The sequence below is a fragment of the Subdoligranulum sp. APC924/74 genome, from assembly GCF_003324125.1.
GTDB lineage: Bacteria > Bacillota > Clostridia > Oscillospirales > Ruminococcaceae > Gemmiger > Gemmiger qucibialis.
Window position 1 is genome coordinate 1 of record NZ_PSQF01000026.1, and the last position, 20,930, is coordinate 20,930.

General features: G+C 58.0%; 18 protein-coding genes. 9 read left to right on the top strand and 9 right to left on the bottom strand.

Annotation, left to right across the window (positions count from 1 at the left end; all coding sequences use genetic code 11):
• The 3 genes from C4885_RS16730 to C4885_RS08185 form a co-directional block, all read left to right on the top strand.
• Positions 1 to 182, top strand: a 182-nt coding sequence (locus C4885_RS16730) for a hypothetical protein (protein ID WP_207657585.1), incomplete at its 5' end; no start/stop codon positions are given.
• Complete coding sequence (locus C4885_RS08180; RefSeq protein WP_113999852.1) at positions 179 to 784, top strand: hypothetical protein; 606 nt, start codon at positions 179 to 181, stop codon at positions 782 to 784. The genes C4885_RS16730 and C4885_RS08180, both read left to right, overlap by 4 nt.
• 92 nt (positions 785 to 876) lie before the next feature.
• A complete protein-coding gene (locus C4885_RS08185; protein WP_113999853.1) occupies positions 877 to 1,785 on the top strand; it encodes a DMT family transporter in 909 nt (302 codons plus the stop codon).
• A gap of 401 nt (positions 1,786 to 2,186) precedes the next feature.
• Here C4885_RS08185 and C4885_RS08190 read toward each other — a convergent pair whose 3' ends face one another.
• The 7 genes from C4885_RS08190 to C4885_RS08220 form a co-directional block, all read right to left on the bottom strand.
• Positions 2,187 to 3,650, bottom strand: a complete 1,464-nt coding sequence (locus C4885_RS08190) for an ABC transporter permease (protein ID WP_113999854.1) — start codon at positions 3,648 to 3,650, stop codon at positions 2,187 to 2,189.
• Positions 3,637 to 5,097 carry a hypothetical protein gene (locus C4885_RS08195; RefSeq protein ID WP_113999855.1) on the bottom strand — a complete coding sequence of 487 codons (1,461 nt, stop codon included), beginning with the start codon at positions 5,095 to 5,097 and terminating at the stop codon, positions 3,637 to 3,639. Before C4885_RS08195 ends, C4885_RS08190 begins: the two co-directional genes overlap by 14 nt.
• A gap of 70 nt (positions 5,098 to 5,167) precedes the next feature.
• Positions 5,168 to 6,025 carry an ABC transporter ATP-binding protein gene (locus C4885_RS08200; protein ID WP_113999856.1) on the bottom strand — a complete coding sequence of 286 codons (858 nt, stop codon included), beginning with the start codon at positions 6,023 to 6,025 and terminating at the stop codon, positions 5,168 to 5,170.
• Positions 6,026 to 6,585: 560 nt separating this feature from the next.
• Positions 6,586 to 7,494 (bottom strand): alpha/beta hydrolase, encoded by a 909-nt coding sequence (locus C4885_RS08205; RefSeq protein WP_158538844.1) that lies wholly within the window; start codon positions 7,492 to 7,494, stop codon positions 6,586 to 6,588.
• Between the two features lie 194 nt (positions 7,495 to 7,688).
• Complete coding sequence (locus C4885_RS08210) at positions 7,689 to 9,884, bottom strand: hypothetical protein (RefSeq protein ID WP_113999858.1); 2,196 nt, start codon at positions 9,882 to 9,884, stop codon at positions 7,689 to 7,691.
• Positions 9,881 to 11,284 carry a cell wall metabolism sensor histidine kinase WalK gene (locus C4885_RS08215; RefSeq protein ID WP_113999859.1) on the bottom strand — a complete coding sequence of 468 codons (1,404 nt, stop codon included), beginning with the start codon at positions 11,282 to 11,284 and terminating at the stop codon, positions 9,881 to 9,883. Before C4885_RS08215 ends, C4885_RS08210 begins: the two co-directional genes overlap by 4 nt.
• A 70-nt stretch (positions 11,285 to 11,354) precedes the next feature.
• The gene (locus tag C4885_RS08220; protein WP_113999860.1) at positions 11,355 to 12,014 is read right to left on the bottom strand and encodes a response regulator transcription factor; all 660 of its coding nucleotides are present in this window, start codon (positions 12,012 to 12,014) and stop codon (positions 11,355 to 11,357) included.
• A gap of 527 nt (positions 12,015 to 12,541) precedes the next feature.
• Here C4885_RS08220 and rsmI point away from each other — a divergent pair.
• The 3 genes from rsmI to C4885_RS08235 are packed head-to-tail and all read left to right on the top strand — an operon-like array spanning position 12,542 to position 14,668.
• Entirely contained in the window at positions 12,542 to 13,408 is an 867-nt protein-coding gene (rsmI, locus tag C4885_RS08225) for a 16S rRNA (cytidine(1402)-2'-O)-methyltransferase (protein ID WP_113999861.1), read from the top strand.
• Between the two features lies 1 nt (position 13,409).
• The gene (locus C4885_RS08230) at positions 13,410 to 13,910 is read left to right on the top strand and encodes a metallophosphoesterase (protein WP_158538845.1); all 501 of its coding nucleotides are present in this window, start codon (positions 13,410 to 13,412) and stop codon (positions 13,908 to 13,910) included.
• Positions 13,904 to 14,668, top strand: coding sequence for a biotin--[acetyl-CoA-carboxylase] ligase (locus C4885_RS08235; RefSeq protein ID WP_113999863.1), 765 nt, complete (start codon positions 13,904 to 13,906; stop codon positions 14,666 to 14,668). Before C4885_RS08230 ends, C4885_RS08235 begins: the two co-directional genes overlap by 7 nt.
• Before the next feature lie 718 nt (positions 14,669 to 15,386).
• Here the strand turns inward: C4885_RS08235 and C4885_RS08240 are convergent.
• Together C4885_RS08240 and C4885_RS08245 are read right to left on the bottom strand one after the other, a co-directional pair.
• Positions 15,387 to 15,875, bottom strand: coding sequence for a hypothetical protein (locus C4885_RS08240; protein WP_113999864.1), 489 nt, complete (start codon positions 15,873 to 15,875; stop codon positions 15,387 to 15,389).
• A gap of 194 nt (positions 15,876 to 16,069) precedes the next feature.
• Positions 16,070 to 16,897 (bottom strand): RNA methyltransferase, encoded by an 828-nt coding sequence (locus C4885_RS08245; RefSeq protein WP_113999865.1) that lies wholly within the window; start codon positions 16,895 to 16,897, stop codon positions 16,070 to 16,072.
• Positions 16,898 to 17,038: 141 nt separating this feature from the next.
• Here C4885_RS08245 and C4885_RS08250 point away from each other — a divergent pair, with 141 nt between their 5' ends.
• The 3 genes from C4885_RS08250 to C4885_RS08260 are packed head-to-tail and all read left to right on the top strand — an operon-like array spanning position 17,039 to position 20,913.
• Positions 17,039 to 17,644, top strand: a complete 606-nt coding sequence (locus C4885_RS08250) for a MarR family winged helix-turn-helix transcriptional regulator (RefSeq protein WP_371681647.1) — start codon at positions 17,039 to 17,041, stop codon at positions 17,642 to 17,644.
• Positions 17,535 to 19,289 carry an ABC transporter ATP-binding protein gene (locus tag C4885_RS08255; RefSeq protein ID WP_113999866.1) on the top strand — a complete coding sequence of 585 codons (1,755 nt, stop codon included), beginning with the start codon at positions 17,535 to 17,537 and terminating at the stop codon, positions 19,287 to 19,289. Before C4885_RS08250 ends, C4885_RS08255 begins: the two co-directional genes overlap by 110 nt.
• A complete protein-coding gene (locus C4885_RS08260; RefSeq protein ID WP_199488091.1) occupies positions 19,273 to 20,913 on the top strand; it encodes an ABC transporter ATP-binding protein in 1,641 nt (546 codons plus the stop codon). Before C4885_RS08255 ends, C4885_RS08260 begins: the two co-directional genes overlap by 17 nt.
• The last annotated feature ends 17 nt before the right edge of the window (positions 20,914 to 20,930 follow it).

The window sequence follows — 20,930 nt, forward strand, 5'->3', positions numbered from 1 at the left end:
TTGGCAACGCAGATGCCGTGCCGCAGCTGCCGGAGCGGTGCTTAAGCCGCAAGGCGGGAATTGTGCGGTGTTGCCTTAGGTTTTACCAGGTTTTCACCAAGAAGCACTTGTTCTGCCCGGCGAATTGGGATATAATAAAAGGGTTACAAACAGCTTTACCTGCCATGGAGGGCAATGAATGATGAAACTGGCAAAACGTGCAGCTGCACTTGTGCTGGCAGCGGTTCTGGCGCTCAGCCTGACCGCCTGCAGCCCCAAGGAAGTAGCAAGCAATCTGATTTTGAAAACGGCAGACCTGCTGGGCCTGCGTGAAGAAGGTTCCGATGACGATGAGGCGGACGAAATTGTGGCGCAGCCCGGCGGTGAGGTGAACTTCCCGGATGGGCTGCAGGATACCTCGGTCCACTGGAACCAACAGGTGCAGGATGGGACGCTGTATGTTGCGTTTAACAGCATCCAGAACCGCAACACCGAGTATTTTGTGGCGGGTTCCGATACCGTGCAGGTAACGGGCTATGGCACCACCGAATCCACCGGTATTCTGGAGTTCAAGGTGGCGCTGTGGGAACTTTCGGAGGATAAGGCAACCACTTCCTATGTGGCGGGCACCACGGTGTATTTCCCGACCGGCGGGGAGTGCAGCACCTATACCATCTCCGGCTTGACCCCCGGCAGGCTGTACAAGGCCAATGTCAGCTATGACTCTGGTATGTTCTACATTACCGGCGGCGTGAAAATTGAGGGCATTGGCAGCGACGACCTGGTTGCCCCGGATGCAGAATAACCAAAAATGAAGCGTGCCCCGGCGCAGCGGTCAACGCAGACCGACGCCGGGGCATTTTGCGGATATGACTGAAACAAAAAAGGAATCAAAAGATGAACTTTGATAAAAAACAACTGCGCAACACCCTGCTGCTTCTGCTGGGGGCGCTGATCTGGGGCACAGCCTTTGTGGCGCAAAGTGTGGGCAGCGGCTATGTGGGGCCGTATACCTTTTTGGCGGCCCGCAGCTGGCTGGCCTGCGCATTTTTGATTGTGCTGGTTTTGCTGCGCCGCGGCAAGGCCCGCAAAGCGGATCCCGGTGTTCCGTTCTGGATCAACGGCCGGATGCTGCTGCGGGGCGGTGCGTTCTGCGGCATTGCGCTGTTTGCGGCTTCGGCGGCACAGCAGATCGGCATTGGCACCACCAGCACGGCCAAGGCGGGTTTTTTGACGGCGCTGTATGTGGTGCTGGTACCGCTGCTGGGGGTGTTCTTTGGGCGGCGGCCGGGGGTCAAACTGGGAATCTGCGCCTGCATCAGCCTGGCGGGGCTTTACCTGCTGTGCCTGGCGGGGCACGATACCCTGACCCTGACCGGCGGCGAATGGATGCTGCTGCTCTGCTCGCTGCTGTTTGCGTTCCAAATTATGCTGGTGGATCATTACAGCCCCAGGCTGGACGGTGTGCAGCTGAGCTTTGCGGAATTTTTTGCAACGGCGGTCCTTTCCACTATTTTTATGTTTGTGTTTGAAACGCCGACCTTTGCCCAGATCCAGGGGGCGGCGGTATCTATTGCTTACTGCGGCATTTTGTCCAGCGGTGTGGCTTACACGCTGCAAATTGTGGGCCAGAAAGAACTTGACCCCACCATTGCCAGCATGGCCATGTGCATGGAAAGCGTGTTCAGCGCCCTGGCCGGCTGGCTGATTTTGGGCCAGACCCTTTCCGGCGTAGAACTGGCAGGGTGCGCTTTGATGTTTGCGGCAATTATTGGGGCGCAGATACCGGAGAAAGTTAGGAGTTAGGAGTTAGCAAAACGCGCACAGCGCCGATAAATATCGGGCGCTGTGCGCGTTTTTTGTATGATGACGAGGAAGAAAATGTATGGAAGGGGAAGAAAGGTAAAATTTTGCCGCGAACAGAAAAAGAGATTTGTAGGGGACAATGCTTGGGCCGTAACGTGGGCAGGTGGTACAATTTTATGATGTCTCTCTGCGGCGGGATGAGGGCATCCCGCCCTACAGATATGATTTATGGTACACTCTGTAATAAAGATGGCGGGCGCACAATATGCGCCCCCTATGGCCTCTATAAACGAAAAAGTTAATACATAGAATGCAGAACTCTGCGGTCCACCGAAATTATTCTTTATTCTTTTTTCATTCAAACAAAAACGCGCCCTCCCTTGCGGGAAGGCGCATTTGATTTAATCGTGCCGGATGGCCTCCAGGGCGCTGATGCGAACGGCGCGGCTGGCGGGAACGATGCCGGAAAGCAGGCCCACCACCACGGCAAAGCCGATGGCAGCCAGCACCAGCCAGATAGGAATGATGGACATGACGGTTCCGCTGCCGGAATCAGACATGTACATTCCACCGCCGTAATACATCGAATCGCTGCTGCCCATCAGGGAGCTGAGGTCGATGGTGGCGTTGATGCCCAGCTTCATCAGCAGGGTGTTCAGGCCGTATACGATCATCGTCATGTTGTTCATGCCAAAGCTGATGATGTAGCTTAAAATCGTACCGGCTACGCCGCCGATAAAGCCGATCATACCGCTTTCAATCAGGAACATCCGCCGGATGTTGCCAATCTCGCAGCCCAGAACTTTCATCACGCCGATCTCACGGGTGCGCTCGTAAATGGCCATCGTCATGGTGTTGGCGATGTTCAGCGCGGCAACAAACAGGCTGATGGCCGCCAGCCCCGCCAGGCGCAGCTGGCGCTGTGCGGTCTGCTGCTGCATCTGCTTGCGGTAATCCACCATGGAGCTGATCTGGTAGCCTTCCTCTTTTAAGGTATCGCAGATCTTATCCACATTCTTGATGTCATCGACCTTAATGTACACTTCGTTATAGGTCACTTTTTTGGGGTTAAAATCCGTTTTGGCCAGCTTGCTGTAGGCTTCGCTCAGCATCAGAAGGTCGTTCAGGCGGAAAGTAATGCCGTATTGCAGCATGTAATCCTCGGATTCTTCCGAGACAACGCCAACGATTTTGAGCTTGTAGCTCTGGGTCTTGGGGCTCTCGGTGTCACCATTGGTCAGGGTCAGGGTAAAGGTATCCTTGGTAGCATCCACAAAGGGCGGCAGCTGGTTGCCGTTGGCATCGGTTTCGCCGCTCCAGCGCTGGCGTTTGGAGCTGTTTTGGCTGCGGCGGGTATCCTCAAACTGATACAAAAACTCCTTGCCCACCACAACGGGGATTACATCCTTGCCGTAATTCACGCCGCTTTTGGGCCAGTCGCCGCTTTCCAGCTTGTTGTCCAGCAGGGGCATGGTGTCCGGGTCCAGGCCGAGAACGCTCCATACATTACTGGCGCGGTAGCGGTTGTTTTTGCCTGCTTCTACATACAGGTTCAGGCCCGGCTGGTAATAGGGGGTGACAGCCGTAACGTGGTCGATCTTGCGGAACCGCTGGACGGCTTCGTTATCCAGCTTGACCTCCTGCCCATTGATGTTCTGGCTGCCGTAGTTGTATACCTCAATCTTGGTCAGGCCACCCATATTTTTGAGCATTTCGTCGTTGTTATGGCTTTCCGCAATGCCCATGGAGATCATAACGATAACCGCACAGATGCCCACAACGACGCCCACAACGGTCAGTGCCGTGCGGCCCTTGCGGCGGGACAGGTTGGTGACAGCCAGCCCGATCTGGTCAGATATCTTCATCGTTGCCTTCCTCCAGCTTGGCAAGTGCGGCGGCCTTCTTCTTTTTGCGTACCACCACAACGATCACAACTACCACCACGATCACAGCAGCGCCGATTGCCAGATAGGCCCACAGGGGCAGGCCGGTCTGCTGGGGCTGCATGTCATCCATGTTAGAGTCCATATCGCCAGAATTGCCGTAGTCCATGGCCGGCTGAACAGAGAAGGAAAAATCTTTGCTGACGGTTTTCAGGGTGCCGTTGGCGTCCTCATAGGTCAGGGTGATGGTACCGTTGCAGGTGCCTTCCTGGGTGGGGGTCATGTCAAAATCCACGCTGTTGGAGGAACCGGCGTTCAGGTTGCCGATGTACTGCACAGTGGTGTCAGCGCCCAGGTTATCGCCGGAAAGGGTGGCTTCCAGGTTGGAAAGGGCATCGCGGCCCTTGTTGACAAAGTTCAGGGTAACGGAAGCGGAATCGCCCAGCGTAATGCTGTCGCTGAGTTCCAGCTGGCCCAGCTCAAAGCGGTCCGGCTGAGATACCGGAACCGAGATGGTGGTGGACATACCGGTAACGGCCTTGTTGGTGTCCGCGCCGGTGCCCACGCTGTTCACGGTAATGTTGGCCACGCCGCCGGTAAAGCCGGCGCTGGGGGTCAGACTGAAGCTGACATCACGGGTGGACTTGGGGGCCATGGTGCCCAGGTAGCTGCTCAGGCTGCCGCTGGTCATGGTGATGCCGTCCGGCAGGGTCAGCGAGATGACCACATCGTTCAGGTTCTCCTGGCCGCCGGTGGCGTACAGGGTCAGGGTCAGGGTAAAGGGCGTCCCGGCCACAACCGCTTCATTGCCGTAGCTGGAAGCGCGGATCATCAGGTTGGGGGTATCAGGGTCTTCGTCCACACACTGGCCCAGGGTAACGCTGAGCTGCTGCATCGCCATGGTGGAATTCAGGTAGCTCAGGTTGATGGGCACGCTGTTGCCGCCGCCGTTGTAGATCACATCGCGGAACAGCAGTACATAGCTGTAGTAACCGGCACCGTTGGCGTCGGTTTCCTCGTACAGCTGGCCAACTTCGGCGTTGCCGGTAAAGGTGAACACGGAGGAGTTGATGCGGGCAGAGATCTGGTCCGCGGGAATGAAGTTGTTGTAAGCACCGTAATCCGCCACGCGCAGAATCAGGTTAAACCGGCTGTCCCGGTCAATGGTGGTGATCTCGCCGCCTGCGGCATCGGTCACGGTCTGAGCAATGATATAGGCCGAGCCGCTGTTGTTGGGCTGGGGGGATGGCGTCGAATCGGGATCGTCATGATTTTTGTCCGAGCTGTTGTTGTCGGAGGCGTCTTGGTCATTAGCGGTCACTTGCGAATTGGGGGCATCATCATTTGCGGCCAGGGCGGGCGTAGCAGCCACGCTGCCGAAGAGCATGACGGCCGCCAGCAGGGCGGCAAAACGGGAAGCTTTTTTCACTCCGGGGTCCTCCTTAAATTGATTCCATCTTTTTCTATGGCTTTGATATTCCTGAATGAGTGGGCAAAATTTACGGTTTGGGTTGTTCGGGCTGCTGGGCTGCGGCAGCAGGGGCTGCGTAAGAGGCAAGCTCGGCTGCGGTTTTCTGGTGAACTTCGCCGCTGGCAGAGTCGCCGCCGATCCGCATGTTGCCCTCCAGGCTGGCGAACAGGGCTTCGCGGTTGCGCTCCCTTGTGGCGGGATCCTGCACCACATCGGACTGCACCTTGCCGTCCAGAATGGTAATAATGCGGTCTGCACAGGAGGCCAGCTCCGGTTCATGGGTGACCATGACAAAGGTGGTGCCCATCTGCTTGGATATTTGCAGCATACGGTAGAGCACCTGTTTGGATGTGATAGAGTCCAGGTTGCCGGTGGGTTCGTCCGCAAAGATCACGCGCGGCTTGCTGACAAAGGCGCGGGCGATGCCCACGCGCTGCTGCTGGCCGCCGCTCATCTCGGTGGGCATGTGTTCGGCACGGCCGCCAAGGCCCATGTTTTTTAACTCTTTGCGGGCCATGGCAAGGCGCTGGGAGCGGGAAATGCCCTTGAACATCAGCGGCAGAGCAACGTTTTCGGCCGCCGTCATGGTGGGCAGCAGGTTGTAGCTCTGAAAAATAAAGCCCAAGTGTGCCTGGCGGAACTTGGCCAGCTCATCTTCGGTCATAGCGCTGATCTCGTGCGAACCGATGAATACCTTGCCGCGGGTCGGTTTTTCCAGCCCGGCCAGCTGATTCAGCAGGGTACTTTTGCCACTGCCGGACTGGCCCACGATGCAGCAGAATTCCCCATTTTCAATGGAGATAGAAACATCGTTCAGGGCAATGACCCGTTCTTTGCCCACGGCATACACCTTGCGCAGGTTGACGGTATGGATAATGGGTGCCATTTCAGCCCTCCCTTTTTGACAAAATCCTATACCTCTATACTATATCACATTTTACCCCCGGCGGAAAGGGGGCGGAGTTGTAAAATTGCGGTGGGGCGAAGGAAGTAGTTAGGCGTTAGGAGGGAGGAGGTAGGAGTTAATTAGGAATTAGAAATTAGGAATTGGGGCGGGGAAAGGTGGTGGGGAGGGCGGGGGGAATGGAGCAAAATAAATTTGTGATGAATCATGAAAATATATGTAGGGGACGGCGTCCTCGACATCCCGGATGGGCCTAGGGCAATACCGCATAATTCTAAGTGCCGATACGGCGAGCGAGGTGCGGCAGATGCCAAGCCAAAAGCGCAGATAATACTGGATGTCTTATCGAGCATTTTGGCAACGCAGATGCCGTGCCGCAGCTGCCGGAGCGGTGCTTAAGCCGCAAGGCGGGAATTGTGCGGTGTTGCCCTAGGAATGAAATTTTGTTGAGGGATATATGGCAGGGGTTCTCTGCGCCATGAACCTTAAAATTATCATAAAAAATGCCGCGGCCCGGTGGGGCGGCGGCAAATAGGGATGGGTTATAGATATTCTTCAAAAAATTCTGCGGTGGCGGATTCAATGCGGCGGCGGACGGAGAAATCGTCGATTTTTTTGCCGGATGCGGCGGTGAAATTGTGAGTGGCGTCCTCATACTGGCCGGTCAGGTCCACCAGAGGGCCGCTGTGTTCGGCGGCAGCCTGGCGGGTCAGGTCAATGGTGGTCTGGCTCAGCAATTCGGCATCCCCGGCGGTATAAGCCAGCAGCAGAGGGCCGTTGTAGGTGCGCAGGCTGGCGGTGGGGTCCTGGTCGGCAACCTGCTGCACAAAATCGGCGCTGATCGTTACGCCCCACTTGGGCAGGTCCAGCACGCCGTTCTGTATGGCACCGTCATAAATAGCCTGGCGGCCCTCGGCGCTGTGGTCCAGAAATTCCAGCCCGTCCAGCCCTGTGTTATCCGCCGGTGCCCACAGGGCGGTGGCTTTGATGGAATCTTTCAGGTAGACGCTGACGGCGCGGCCGCCCATGCTGTGGCCCAGCAGGCCGATGCGCTCCGGGTCGGCACCCACAGTGTCGGTCAGGTAGGTGATGGCAGAAGTGATATCATCCCGCATGTTGGCGGGGGTGTAAGCGGTGAACGGCTCCTCGCTTTCGCCGCTGCCCGCAAAGTCAATGGCGATGCTGGCAATGCCGTGCTGGGCCAGCGTTTTGGCCAGCGGCTTGGCGTGGCCGTCCAGCTGGCGGTTGCCGGTAAAGCCGTGGCAGATCACCACGGCAGGCATGTTTTCGGCATTGGCAGGGGTGGTCAGCGTGGCATGGATGCTGCCGCGCTCGCCGGGGATGGTAAGCTGCTGCACCTGAACGGATGCCCCACAGCCGGAAAACAGCACCACCGCCGCGCAGACGGCTGCGGCCAGTAGCACCGCAAAAAAGGAACGCAGATGTTTCATGCAGATTCCCCCTTTCTTAGGGTGTAGCTGAAAAGGCGAAAAATTCGTCGGCTTCTTTGCTTTCAGATACATCTTGGGGGTGAGTATACCACACTGCCCCGGCAATAACAACCACCGCGACGTAAACAAACCGTGAACAAACCATCAATTTACACTGGTAAAAAATTGGTTACGACCGCCTACGGGGCGGAGGTTTACTGCCCCGGTTCCCACATGGCAACGGGGGTCATGATGGTGGGATCACTGGCGGGGGCAAGGTACTGCTGGTAGGTCTGGAACCAGTTGTCCGAAAGATCATCATACACCCAGGAAAGCAGCAACAACTGGCCTACAGGGGATTCGGCGGCAATATAGGTGCTTTCACCTGCCTGCCAGCTGGTGTGGAACACGCTGCCGGCGGCAAAGTTCAGCAGCAGGCTTTCGCCGCCCTGACCGCTGTTGGAGCGAAACAGCATCATGGTGCCCCATTTTTGGGAGTAGAGGTTGGCAACCGTGGAAGAACCCAACAGATAACCGTAAGGATAATCGGAACGGTCGATCCCCAAAAGGGATTCCAGCGCGGTCTGCTCCCCGTTGCGCAGGTTGAGCCGGATGGCGTTGAACGGGGTATCATCCGGATTCTCCCAAATGCTGGTATTCAGATAGAGAGAATCCCCATACAGCGCGGCATGGGTGAAAGAACCGGAATTTTCGTTCAGGCTGTATAACCGCCGGCTTTGGGCGGTGACGGGGTCGTACAGCACAACGTCATAACTGGTGTTCTGGAACCGGGAAGAATAACTGCCGGCCAGGCTGTAATCGGACATTTTATCGGAAGTGAACGGTTCGGCGCAGCGCTCCCGGAACAGCACAAGCTGGTTGTTCCAGACACCGCAGAGGTGGTCGGTATCCGGGATGGGCATGGTTTCGTACTGGCCGGTGGTGCGCTCCATGCGGAACCAGCGGGTGGGCTCTTCGCCCTGCTGGCTCCGCATGATGCCGTATAAATAGGTGGAATCGCAGCCGCCGATATATACGGCGTCATGATCCAGCCGGACAAGCTCGGTGCGGGTGGTGCCGTCCAGCATTTCAATGCGGCCCTGGCCAAAGGCGTTCTGCATCCGGCGGCGGGCGGCGGTAACATCCTCCTGGGTGTAAGGCTCCAGCTCCTGGGTATAAAGGGCCAGCGGAACCCCGGCATCTGCCGCGCGCGCCCAGCGCATGATCTCATCGTCCGACATGGCGTTGATATCCGCGCCGGAAGCGCCCTTTGCCGTTGTGGGCGAATAGGTGCCGTAAACAAGGTAAACGCAATCCCCGGCGGGAACCAGAGAATACATCTGGTCCGTGATGCGGGCAGGGCAGCTGCTGGTGGTATGGGTGCAGCCGGGCACATCACAGAACACGGTCTGCACGCCGGTGCTCAGGTTAGTGCGAAGGATCAGGTTGGCATCATAATCAAACACAGCGGCAGCGCGGTCATCGTCCCATTGGTAAGCGATGACGTCAGTGTAATAATAATCGCTGGTTTCTGGCAGCGGCTCGGCGGGTAGCAGATCGGTGCTGCCCGGCTGCGGGGTGGGGGCATAGGGCTGCCAGGTCAGCTGCATGCTGTAATAGGCGCGGGGAACATCGTCAAGGGTAAAGGAGCCGTACACACAGGTCAGCAGGGCGTTGCCTCTGGCGCTGTACAGGCCGGTTTCGGCGTAATCGCTGCCGTAAGGCACGGTCCAGTCGCCCAGGTCGGTAAGGCCCTCCCACTGCACCCAGGCGTTCAGCAGGTCGGAGATATTCAGCGATACCGGGCTGCCGGACAGCAGGGTGGGATCGTCCAGCGGGGCCTGAACCCACAGGTTCAGCAGGCGGCCGGTTTTATTATCATAATCCAGGGCGAATGTGGGGGATTCGTTGTATTCGGGGTCGCTTTCATCATAGGCGGCATGGGGGTAGCGCAGCAGCCGCGTAATGCCAAGGGAATCACTGGAAGTATACAGCTCGCCGCTGCTGTAGCTGCTCAGGTTATCGGCTGCCACATGGTACCAGGTGTCCGGCAATACCTCGGCATCATGGAGCTGGGTCAGCAGGCTGGCGGCAAAATCAGCGGCGGTATCGCTGGAGGTCATGTTGTAGCGGCTGTTCCCGGCGGGGGTATACAGGGCTGCTGTGCCGTCCAGCCCGGCGGAAACCATCCAGTCCGTGCGGTTCATCTGGGTGCGGTTTTTGACCTGCTGTAATAGATAAAAATCATCCCCGCTGACCTCGCGGGATTCATACAGGCCAGAGCTTTGATTGACGGTGCCGAACATACGGGCATCCTGTGCGCGGAACCAGAGCAGCGGCAGGCAGGCCAGCACAGCCACCAGGGCGGCGCAGGCCAGCATCAGCAGCTTGCCGCGTTTTGTGGTTTTCATACGGGTTCCTCCTGTGCGAGTTCGGCGGCGGTTTGGTTCGGTGCGGGCAGGGTGACGGTTACGGTGGTGCCTTTGCCAAGCTCGCTTTCCATGGCAAGCGTTCCGCCGTGGGCCTGGGCAATGCGGCTGCACAGGGCCAGGCCCAGGCCGCTGCCGCCCTGGCGGCGGGAACGGGATTTATCCACCATATAAAACGGCTCCACCACGCGGGCCAGCTTGTCCGCCGGGATGCCCTGGCCGTGGTCCTGAACCGTCAGCCGGATGGAACCATCTGCCTGTTCGGCGCAGACCGCAATGGCGCTGCCGGGGGTGCTGGCCTTGGCGGCGTTGGTGACAAGGTTGATGACGAGATCACACAGCAGGTCGGCATCTCCCTGCACGGTCAGGCCGTTGGACTGCATGGTCAGAATGCAGCCGTTCAGAGCGGGGTCAACGGCGCGGCGCGCTTCGGCAAAAACAGAATCCAGCTGCACGGGTACCAGTTGGGGGGCGTGCTCACCCAGGCCCATCAGCTGCAGCAGCTTTCCGCTTAAGGCTTCCAGCCGCTGGGCTTCATGGAAGATGGCCCCGGCGGCTTCACGCTGTTCTTCGGGGTCTGGCTGCATGCTGCGCAAAAGGTCGGCATAGCCGATGATGCCGGTCATGGGGGTTTTGAGCTCATGGGTAAACGCACCCACAAAATCATCCCGCTGCTGGACCGAAAGCTCCAGAGCTTCCACTTTGTCCTGCACGGCACCGGCCATCTGGTCAAAGCCCTGGCTCAGGATTTCAAGCTCATCCCCGGTGTGCATCCTGGTGCGCAAGGCATAATCACCCGCGGCAATGCGGGCGCTGGCGGCGGTCAGCACGGTCAGTGGGTGGGTCAGGCGGCGGCTGACAAGCCAGACCACCACGGCAGCCCCGGCCACCACGGCAGCTTCCAGCAGGAAAAAGCGCTGCAGGCTGCGGTTGCGCGCGGCAAAAATCTCCGTTACATCAAAGGTGGTTACCATCACAAGGCCGCCCAGCAGATCGCTGCGGTAGGTGCGGGTCACATTGGGGCCGTACTGCAAAATGCTTTGGCCGTCCTGCAGGCCGTATATGGCATAGGCTTCGTCCTGGGCGGGGTCAGCGGATGCGCGGAACAGCCCCTGGGAATAAACCCCACGGGCCAGATCCCCTGCGCGCCAGGTGGCGGCGGTGATAAAATCATCCCCGCAGGTATCTTCGCCGCGGCCGGTCTGGTCCAGGTAGTAATCCTCTACCACGCCGCACAGCATGGCGTGCATGCTTTGTTCCTGCTCGGCGGCTGCGCTCAGGCGGTCCATAAAGCTGCCGTTGACCAGCACCGCACCGCCCACGGCAAAAAACGCGGCGATGACCAGCAGCATGATGCAGACAAGTTTTTGAGAAAATTTCATAGAAAAACCCGTAAGTAAGTTTGAAATTAGGAATTTTAGGAATTGGAAATGAGAAATCAGCAATTTGAGGTTATTTCTGGTCGGATTTAAGGCGGTAACCGACACGGTAGACGGTTTCGATCTTATCCGCCCAGCCAAGTTTTTTGCGCAGGCGCTGGATGTGCAGGTCCAGGGTGCGGCTGTCCAGCAGATCACCGCCCCACACCCGCCCGTACAATACATCGCGGTACAGCGCCGCCCCGCGGTTGCGCATGAGCTGCTCCAGCAGGTCGAACTCCCGCGGGGTCAGCTCCACCGCCTTGCCCTGCCGGGTCACGGTGCGGGCCACAATATCCATCGTTACATCAAAGGCGGTCAGGGTCTGGCCGCCGCGGCCGGTGCGGCGCAGTACGGCTTCCACACGGGCTAGAAGTTCTTCGATTTCAAACGGCTTTACGATATAATCATCGGCGCCGAGCTGCAGGCCTCTGACCCGGTCCTTAGTGGCGCCCTTGGCCGTGATAAAGATGACCGGCACCCCCAGCGGGCGCAGGTAGCCCAGCAGCTCGTACCCATCCAGGCCGGGCAGCATAATATCCAGCAGGGCCAGGTCAAAGTCGTGCTCGGCAATCAGGTCCGCCGCGGTGCTGCCATCGTTGGCAACCGTGCAGTCATACCCCGCGCGGCGCAGGCTGACCGCAATCAGCCGGGAAATGGTAATTTCGTCCTCCACAATCAAAATGCGGTTCATCCAATGCCCCCAATCGTTATTTATCTTAAGTATAGCACAGAGTTGTCGCCAAGTTGTATAGAAGTTAGGAGGGAGGAGTTAGGAGTTAGGAGTTGGGCGGCGGGATAAAGGCTGCCGTGAACCGAATAAAAGCATTGTAGGGAACGGTCAAGACCGTTCCCTACAGATTATAATGGAAAGTTACGTAGGAGTTTTAATAACCGGCAGCCCCAAAACTCCTAACGCCTACTTCCTAACTCCTAACTACGCATTATGTACCGCTTGTGCCATATCGCGCACAAAGGCTTCGATGTGGGGCACGGCGGCGGGGCCGTATTGGGCAAAGGGCTTGATGATGGCGCTGCCGACGATGGCACCATCGCTGACTTTAACGCATTAAATCGGGAAAGCCAATGGGTTGAAGAAAAAAATTTGAATTTTTCTGCCGTCTTGCACCCAGGGGCAAAAATGCCTATAATGAACACAGAAGCAAAACCACGCGGCGCGTTTGATACGTTTGGCGCGGTAAAAGATAAAAGGAGAACCCCATGCCCGGAATTTTGTATATTGTTGCCACGCCCATTGGCAACCTGGACGATATGCCGCCGCGGGTGGCGGCTACATTTGGCGCGGCGGATTTTGTTGCCGCCGAGGATACCCGCGTGACCCTGAAGCTGCTGAACCATCTTGGCTTAAAAAAGCCGATGATGAGCTATTATGAGCATGCGCTGCACCATGGCGCGGCAATTTTGGACCGCATTGAAGCGGGGGAAAGCTGCGCGCTCTGCTCTGACGCCGGTATGCCCTGCATCAGCGACCCCGGTGAGCAGATCGTGAAAGACGCCATTGCCCGCGGCATTACGGTAACGCCGGTGCCGGGTGCCAGTGCCTGCGTGACGGCGCTGGCGGTTTCGGGGCAGGATACCGCCCGGTTTGTGTTTGAGGGCTTTTTGCCGGTGCCCAAAAAGGAGCGCCGCGAGCGGCTGGAATTTTTGCAGGGGGAGACCCGCACCGTGATTTTTTATGAGGCCCCCCACAAGCTGCGCGGAACACTGGACGACCTGTGCGCCGCCTTTGGCGCGGAGCGCTCCATTACCTTGTGCCGGGAGCTGACCAAGCTGCACGAGGAAATCACCAAGACGACCATCGGTGAAGCTGTGCGCTACTATGAACAGAATGATCCCCGCGGGGAGTATGTGCTGGTTATGGCGGGTACCCCGGCGGCGCAGGCTGCGGCGGAGGAAGTGACCCTGCCGGATGCCGTTGCCACTGCCCGCCTGCTGATGGCGCAGGGCACCCCGCCCGCCGCAGCCGCAAAACAGGCTGCCAAAGGAACGCCGTTCAGCAAGGGCGATATTTACAAAGAACTGATCGCGGCCAAAGATGAGGATGACCGCGAAGAAGAGAGCGAATGATATGGCCGAGCAACCCATGAAAGTGCTGGTTGTCAGCGATGTACACGGGCGTGTGACCCCGCTGCGCTGGCTGCTGAAAAACGAAACTGCCGATGCCCTGTTCTTTTTGGGGGACGGCCTGTATGACCTGAACCAGGCCATTGCCGCAAACGGCGCTGCGCCGGATTACCCCATCTACCGGGTGCGCGGCAACTGCGATATTGGTTCCGATGACCCGGCAGAGGGGCTGGCACCCTTTGGCGGTGTGCTGTTCTTTTACACCCACGGGCATCTGTTCGGGGTAAAATCCGGGTACGAGCGGATCGCCGAATACGCAGCGGACCGCGGGGCGGATGTGGTGCTGTTTGGCCACACCCACTATAAAACGCTGCGCCACGGTACGCCGTTTTCCCCGGCACTGTTCAACCCCGGCAGCCTGCGGGATACCCACAGCTATGGCGTGATCACCATCACGGATGGACAGTGCAGTTTTGAATGGAAGCAGGTGCCGGAACAATGGTAAACAATGCAGTAGTATCCCACAACAGCGTGAACGAGCTGTACTATCTGGAAGAGGTGGACAGCACCAACACCTGGGCAAAGGCAAACCTGGATAAATTCGGCCCGGTGGGGGCAGTGTATACCACCAGCCAGACGGCGGGCCGCGGGCGGCGCGGGCACACCTGGATCAATGCGTCCGGGCAGGCGCTGTATTACACGGTAGTGCTGAAAACTGAGCTGGCTCAGCCCGAAAGCCTGCCGCTGTTTGCCAGCATGGCCGTGGCGGATGCGCTGGAACAGCGGTACGGCATCCAGTGCCAGATCAAATGGCCCAACGACCTGTTGCTGAACGGTAAAAAGATCGTAGGCATTCTGTGCGAGGGGATGCCGGACCACCATGCCATTGTGTGTGGCATTGGCATCAATCTGGCCCAGCCGCAGAGCTATTTTGACGCAATGGAGTTGCCCCACGGCACCAGCCTGGCGTTGCAGGGCATTGCCGTGGATCCGGCGGTGGACGCCGCCGCCCTGGCGGAGAGCATGACGAACTTTGGTTTTGACCGCGCGCTGTACGGCTTTGAGCGGGAGGGCTTTTCCGCTATCCGGGATGCGTATAAGGCGCGCTGTGTAAACTTGGGGAGGCATGTGACCTTTGACGGCGGCGAAGGCACCGCCGTGGATGTGGACGAAGAGGGCCGCCTGGTGGTGCAGGGGGCTGAGGGCAGCACCCATGTGTTTACCGGCGAAGTGAGCGTGCACGGCATTTACGGTGCAGTGTGAGCTATAATCTTATGATTTTTACTATATTTCGTACTTTTTAACGGCGCGCCCCCGGCGTGGGGGAAATTAACAGAAAGTTCACACCGTTATAATATATTTTTCTCAAGTATTGGGTATCCTATAATCACACGGAACGGAGCCGCAACCGTTGCCGTGGAACATGATTCCTCCTCACACCAAAACGATACCCCATCGCCCCCGCCTGAAGCCGCAATCAGGCGGGGGCAACTTTTGTAGTTAGAAGTTAGGAATTAGGAGTTAGGAATTTGAGGCGGGATATAGGCTGCGGGCGGGAAATATAGAGATAAAATCATAAAGAATAAGAATGCAGAGATGTAGAGGGAAAATACATCGCTGCATTCTTTAGTTTTTTGGGGGAGACAAAAAGGCGCGTGATAAAGTGGAACTTGTAAGGGGCGATGCTGGCATCGTCCCTTAGGTGAACCTTGCCGTATATCTCATTATGGCATATACAGCGAGGCCCCGGAACGGTCAAGACCGTTCCCTACAGCTTATTTTATATTGCGATGCAAACATACAAATGGTCTGTAGGGCGGAATGCCCTCATCCCGCCGCGGAGAAGCCTTGCTGATCGCTCAAACGCGAACTTGTCGGGGCATAGCCCCTCTATCTTGCTGACGCAAGACCGTTCTATCGCTTGCACACCCCACTGGGGTGTGCATTGTTGAACATCATTCAACAAACGCGAAGTTAGAAGTTACTTTTTGACTTCCTTTGTGATTTCAGTTGTCTTTAATTGTACCTGATAAGTGTTTTCTTCTCCGCTCAAATTGGTTGTTTTCAATTCAAACCACAAATTATCAGTCAACTTATCATCACTATCTCTGAGAAAGTCACCAGAAATTTTCCCAATATTTCCAGAAACATCTATTGCCCCACCTGTCTGATCATCAACACCATTAGAAAGCAAAATTGCTTTTTCACTTCCATTGATATAAATGGTAGTTGAGTATGTAGTAATATCAGAAAAATCGTCTGACATCACTTTCAAATCGCCACCATAACAAATTTCATCTTTGCCATCTAAAATAATTACACCATTCGACACAGAAATATATTTATTTTCTCCGCTAAATGAATATACCTTTAAGGGCTGTTCTCCATTGCTTTCGGAGGAAGTGTTGCACCCTGCAAGCAGAACCGTACAAGCAAGCAACCATAGCACAACTGCCATTATCTTTTTCATAATATCACCATCCCATCAAATTCCGATTTGCCGGAACCGCTGCAATTTTCATGTTTGGCCCCATTAAATTCCGTTTTATCAAAATACAGGCCGGTTTATTTCAGAACCTTATTCCACTTGCCATCATCCTGATAGAAGAAATATACCAAGGATAACAGGTTCTGTTCTGCTCATGGGGGACCTACAAAGGAATGTTACTGTTTGCCCAGCTGCCAGAACGCAACGGCGCTGGCGGCGGCAACGTTGAGGGAATCGACCCCGTGGGACATGGGGATGCGCACCGTGTAATCGCAGGCGGCAATGGTGGTGTGGGCAAGGCCATCGCCCTCGGTGCCCAGCACGATGGCCAGCTTCGGCTCGGCGGCCAGGGCGGCATCGTCGATAGAAACCGAAAGATCGGTCAGCGCCATGGCGGCGGTCTTGAAGCCGAGAGCGTGCAGTTGCTGCATGCCCTGCTCCGGCCAGTCGGCGGCGGTGGAGCCGATCTGGGTCCAGGGCACCTGGAACACGGTGCCCATGCTGACCCGCACGGCCCGGCGGCACAAGGGATCGCAGCAGGAGGGTGTGACGAGCACGGCGTCCATGTTCAACGCGGCAGCACTGCGGAAGATGGCTCCGATGTTGGTGGAATCCACAATGCCTTCCAGCACGGCCACCCGGCGGGCATTGCGGCAGACTTCCTCCACCGTGGGCAGCAGGGGACGGTGCATCGCGCACAGCACGCCGCGGGTCAGCTCGAAGCCGGTCAGCTGGGCCAGCATGGCGCGGTCAGCGGTATACACCGGGGCGTTCCCGCAGCGGGCCAGAACCTCGCTGGCCGGGCCGGTGATCTGCTTGCGCTCCATTAAAAAGGAGATAGGCTGATACCCGGCGTCCAGTGCGCGGGCAATCACCTTGGGGCTTTCGGCAATAAAAATGCCTTTTTCCGGTTCCAGACGGCTGCGCAGCTGAGCCTGGGTCAGCCGGGCGTAAACGTCCAGCTCCGGGGCGGCAAAATCAGTAATTTCAATCACGTTCGGCATACAAAAAGGCGCTCCTTTGCAAAGCTTTGCCTTTATTGTAGCACACCGCAGAAAATCTGGCAAAAAGCATTGACAGGACTAGATAGAGGCAGTATCATCCAAATGGTTGATGGTACATCCAACTTGAAAAGGAGGCCAAACATGCAGGCAGAACAGAACAAGGACCCGACCGAGCGGCAGATGACCAAAATTGCGCGGGAAGCGGCTAAGTTTACCGTACAGATGATGAAAGCCGATGGCATTGGCACGGCAGAGTTTGATTTTATCCATCTGGTACGCCACAACCCCGGCATGACCCAGGCGGATGTGCGTGCGGCCCTGAAGATTGATAAGGGGGCGGCCGCCCGCCGTGCGGCCAGCCTGGAAGCCAAGGGCTACCTGGTGCGCAAACCGAACCCGGACGATGGCCGCAGCCAGCTGCTGTATGCCACGCCCAAGGCCGAGGAACTGAAAAACTCCAAAGCTGCGATTGAAACCGTATTTTATGCCTGGCTGGTGGAGGAACTGCCGGAGGCTGAACGGGAAGCCTTTTGCAAAACGCTGGAAACTCTGTATTGGCGCAGCAAAAACCAGCGGCGGGCAGGGTTCCCGGATGTGACGGCGCGGGTGCAGCAGATGAATGGGGAGGAATTGCAGGATGAAGAACACGGAAAGCGCCCCGGTGCGCCAGCCAGACCGGGTGCTGAGCTACTTCGAAAACCAGAGGCCGGTGCTGGCGGTGGTAACGGTATCGGGCCTGATCTATAACCTGGGTCTGGTGGTCGGCCCCTGGTTTGAGGGCCAGCTGGCCCAATGCCTGCTGGGCATTTTGAACGGGAACGAAACCTTTGCCGCCATGGCGGCGCTGTGTGCGGGCTATTTGATCGCCATTGCGGTGGTGCAGGGGTCGCGGTTCATCAAGCGGCTGTATGTGCGCAAGTTTGCCAACAACATCAACCGCAGCATGAAACAGGTGCTGTACGCCAATCTGGTGCGGAAAGGCAAGGTTGAGCTGGAACAGGCCGGCACCGGCACCCTGATGACCAAAGCTATTTCCGATGTGGACGCCTGTGCCGAGGGCATGCGCAAGTTCACCACGGAAATTTTTGATACCGGCATTGCCCTGCTGGCCTATGCCGTGATGCTGCTGGGGTACGACTGGCGGCTGGCGCTGCTCTGCCTGGTGTTTGCGCCAATCTCCTATTATATTGCCGAGCAGATGAAAACCCTGGTGCAGCGCACCGGCGCTGCCAACAAGGAGAGCACAGGCCGCCTGAGCGCCGCCACACTGGACCGGGTGTCCGGCGCGCTGACCTACCGCGTGTATGGCTGTGAGCCGCAGCGCGATGCCGCGTATGAAGCCTGCCTGCAGGATTACGAGCGTACCGCCGTCAAAGCTGGGCTGCCGGTGGCCGCCATGCCGCCGCTGTACGGGGTCATCTCGATGACCGGCGTGCTGTTCATCTTTACCTTTGGCGCGCGCAATGTGGCGGGCACCGGCTGGGCCGCCTGGGATATTGCAGCGTTCACCACGTTCTTGTCCTGCTTTGGCAAATTGGCGGTCAAATCCTCCCACGCGGCAAAGCTGTTCAACGCGGTGCAGAAAGCCCAGGTATCCTGGGAACGCATCAAACCGCTGATGCGCCAGCCGGACCCCCTGCCGGAAGAGATCCCGGCCAAGCCGGAAACCCTGACCGTGAACAAGCTGGGCTTTGCCTACCGGGGCGGGGCACCGGTTTTGCAGGATATCACCTTTACCGCGCAGCCGGGCCGGATCTTTGGCATTACCGGCGCGGTGGCTTGCGGCAAATCCACACTGGGCAAAGCATTTTTGTGTGAGCTGCCCTATACCGGTTCCATCCAGTACGGCGGGCGTGAGATGGCCGGCATGACGGACGCGGAGCGCTGCGGCGTGGTTGGCTACCTGGGGCATGACCCCGAGCTGCTGAGCGACAGCATCCGCAACAACATCCTGCTGGGCAGAGATGACGACGCCTGGAAGTACCTGCGGGCCGTCTGCCTGGAGGATGAAGTAAAAGCGATGCCCAACGGCCTGGATACCCGCGTGGGCGATGGCGGCGTGCGCCTGTCCGGCGGGCAGCAGCAGCGTTTGGCGCTGGCCCGCACACTGGCCCACCCGCGCCCGCTGCTGGTGCTGGACGACCCGTTCTCGGCCCTGGACCGCAAAACAGAAGAACAGGTTTTTGACAACCTGCGTAAAATGACCGCGGGCAGCACCGTGCTGCTAATCAGCCACCGGCTGTACCTGTTCCCCCAGATGGACGGCGTGTTGTGGATACAGGACGGCAAAGCAGTCTGTGCGGCCCACAAGGAACTGATAGTGCAGAACCCGCAGTATGCCGCGCTGGTAAATGCCCAGGAAGGAGGCGAGCAGGATGAACCGGAAAAATGAGACCGTGCGCAGCGTTGTGCTGGGTACCGTGCGCCGCCAGCCGCTGCTTTGCACCGCGCTGGTGCTGGCCGTGGCCGGTGCGGTGGCGGCAAGCCTGCTGCCGCCGCTGGTACTGGGCCGCGTGGTGGACCGCCTGACGGCCCGGCAGGTGGTGCCCTTTGCGCTGGCGTTGGGGTACTTTGGGCTGCTGGCACTTTCCGGCGGGTTGGATTCCCTGCGGGAAAGCTTGATGACGGTGTTTGGACAGAGAATGACCCACGCCCTGCGCAGCGCCATGTGCGCCAAGCTGGACAAGCTCCCGGCGGAAGCCTTTGTAAACCAGGAATCCGGCGCGGCGGTTTCCCGCTTTGTGGGTGATGTTGACACGGTGGAAGAGCTGTTCACCTCCGGCATCATCAGCATGTTTGCGGATGCCTGCCGCCTGTGCGGCATTCTGGCCGTGATTTTTGCAGAGAACCGCGGGCTGGCGTTGATCCTGCTGGTGGTTTTGCCGCTGCTGTATCTCTTTACCCGCGTGGTGCAAAAGCGGATGCTGAAAGCGCAGCTGCAAAACCGTGCCGCTGTGGCGCGGGCTTCCGCCCATGTGCCGGAAACGCTGCGCTGCATCCGCACCATCCACACCCTTCGGCGGGAAAGCTATATGGCAAAAGCCTATGACGAAGCGCTGGACGACAGCTTTGCCGCGGTGGAGAAAACCAATTTTTACGATGCCTGCTATTCGCCTGTGATTTTGATTATGAACGCGGCGGTGGTGGCGCTGGTTATGCTGCTTTCCGCAGCGGGCAGCCCGGAAGTGCGGGCGTTCTTTGGCATGTCGGTCGGCACGGCTGTGGCGGTCATTGCCTATATTTCCCAGGTGTTCACCCCACTGGAAAGCATCGGCATGGAGATTGAGAGGATTCAATCCGCTGTGGCCGGTGTGCGGCGCATCAACGGCTTTTTGGCGCAGGCAGAGCGCATTCCCACCGCTGAAACCGCCCCGCAGGCCGTGCCGGGTGCCCCCAGCGTGGAGCTGCAGAACGTGCATTTTGGTTATGAGAGCGATGAGGAAGTGCTGCACGGCCTGAGCTTTGCTGTGCAGAAAGGCGAGCAGGTCACCCTGACCGGCCGCACCGGCGCGGGAAAGAGCACCATCTTTAAGCTGCTGCTGGGTTTGTACCGCCCGCAGCAGGGCAAAGTGATGCTGAACGGCGTGGAAGCCGCCACACTGCCGGATACTGCCCGCCGCCCGCTGGTTGGCTATGTGGAGCAGAGCTTCCGCCGTGTGCCGGGCACCGTGCGGGACCAGATCACCCTGTTTGATGCCGCCATCACCCCGCAGCAGGCGGAGGATGCCGCCCGCACCGTGGGCCTGCATGACGCCATTGCGGAGCTGCCCGAAGGGTACGATACCCCGTGTACGCCGGGCATCTTCTCGCAGGGGCAGTGGCAGCTGCTTTCCATCGCGCGCGCCATTGCAGCCGGGCCGCAAATCTTGCTGCTGGATGAAATTACCGCAAACCTGGACGCCGGAACAGAACAGACTGTTCTGGATGCTTTGCAGCGCGCCGGTCAGAACCGAACCGTGGTTTCCATCAGCCACCGGCTGTACAACCGCACCGGCGGGCGAAGCATTGAGATCTGACACTGACCACTTTAAGC

Bases quoted from the DNA above. Each gene is read 5' to 3' on its own strand.
- C4885_RS08180 (WP_113999852.1), top strand. From the start codon at position 179: ATGATGAAACTGGCAAAACGTGCAGCTGCACTTGTGCTGGCAGCGGTT.
- C4885_RS08185 (WP_113999853.1), top strand. From the start codon at position 877: ATGAACTTTGATAAAAAACAACTGCGCAACACCCTGCTGCTTCTGCTG.
- C4885_RS08190 (WP_113999854.1), bottom strand. From the start codon at position 3,650: ATGAAGATATCTGACCAGATCGGGCTGGCTGTCACCAACCTGTCCCGC.
- C4885_RS08200 (WP_113999856.1), bottom strand. From the start codon at position 6,025: ATGGCACCCATTATCCATACCGTCAACCTGCGCAAGGTGTATGCCGTG.
- C4885_RS08205 (WP_158538844.1), bottom strand. From the start codon at position 7,494: ATGAAACATCTGCGTTCCTTTTTTGCGGTGCTACTGGCCGCAGCCGTC.
- C4885_RS08210 (WP_113999858.1), bottom strand. From the start codon at position 9,884: ATGAAAACCACAAAACGCGGCAAGCTGCTGATGCTGGCCTGCGCCGCC.
- C4885_RS08215 (WP_113999859.1), bottom strand. From the start codon at position 11,284: ATGAAATTTTCTCAAAAACTTGTCTGCATCATGCTGCTGGTCATCGCC.
- C4885_RS08220 (WP_113999860.1), bottom strand. From the start codon at position 12,014: ATGAACCGCATTTTGATTGTGGAGGACGAAATTACCATTTCCCGGCTG.
- rsmI (WP_113999861.1), top strand. From the start codon at position 12,542: ATGCCCGGAATTTTGTATATTGTTGCCACGCCCATTGGCAACCTGGAC.
- C4885_RS08230 (WP_158538845.1), top strand. From the start codon at position 13,410: ATGGCCGAGCAACCCATGAAAGTGCTGGTTGTCAGCGATGTACACGGG.
- C4885_RS08235 (WP_113999863.1), top strand. From the start codon at position 13,904: ATGGTAAACAATGCAGTAGTATCCCACAACAGCGTGAACGAGCTGTAC.
- C4885_RS08240 (WP_113999864.1), bottom strand. From the start codon at position 15,875: ATGAAAAAGATAATGGCAGTTGTGCTATGGTTGCTTGCTTGTACGGTT.
- C4885_RS08245 (WP_113999865.1), bottom strand. From the start codon at position 16,897: ATGCCGAACGTGATTGAAATTACTGATTTTGCCGCCCCGGAGCTGGAC.
- C4885_RS08250 (WP_371681647.1), top strand. From the start codon at position 17,039: ATGCAGGCAGAACAGAACAAGGACCCGACCGAGCGGCAGATGACCAAA.
- C4885_RS08255 (WP_113999866.1), top strand. From the start codon at position 17,535: ATGAAGAACACGGAAAGCGCCCCGGTGCGCCAGCCAGACCGGGTGCTG.
- C4885_RS08260 (WP_199488091.1), top strand. From the start codon at position 19,273: ATGAACCGGAAAAATGAGACCGTGCGCAGCGTTGTGCTGGGTACCGTG.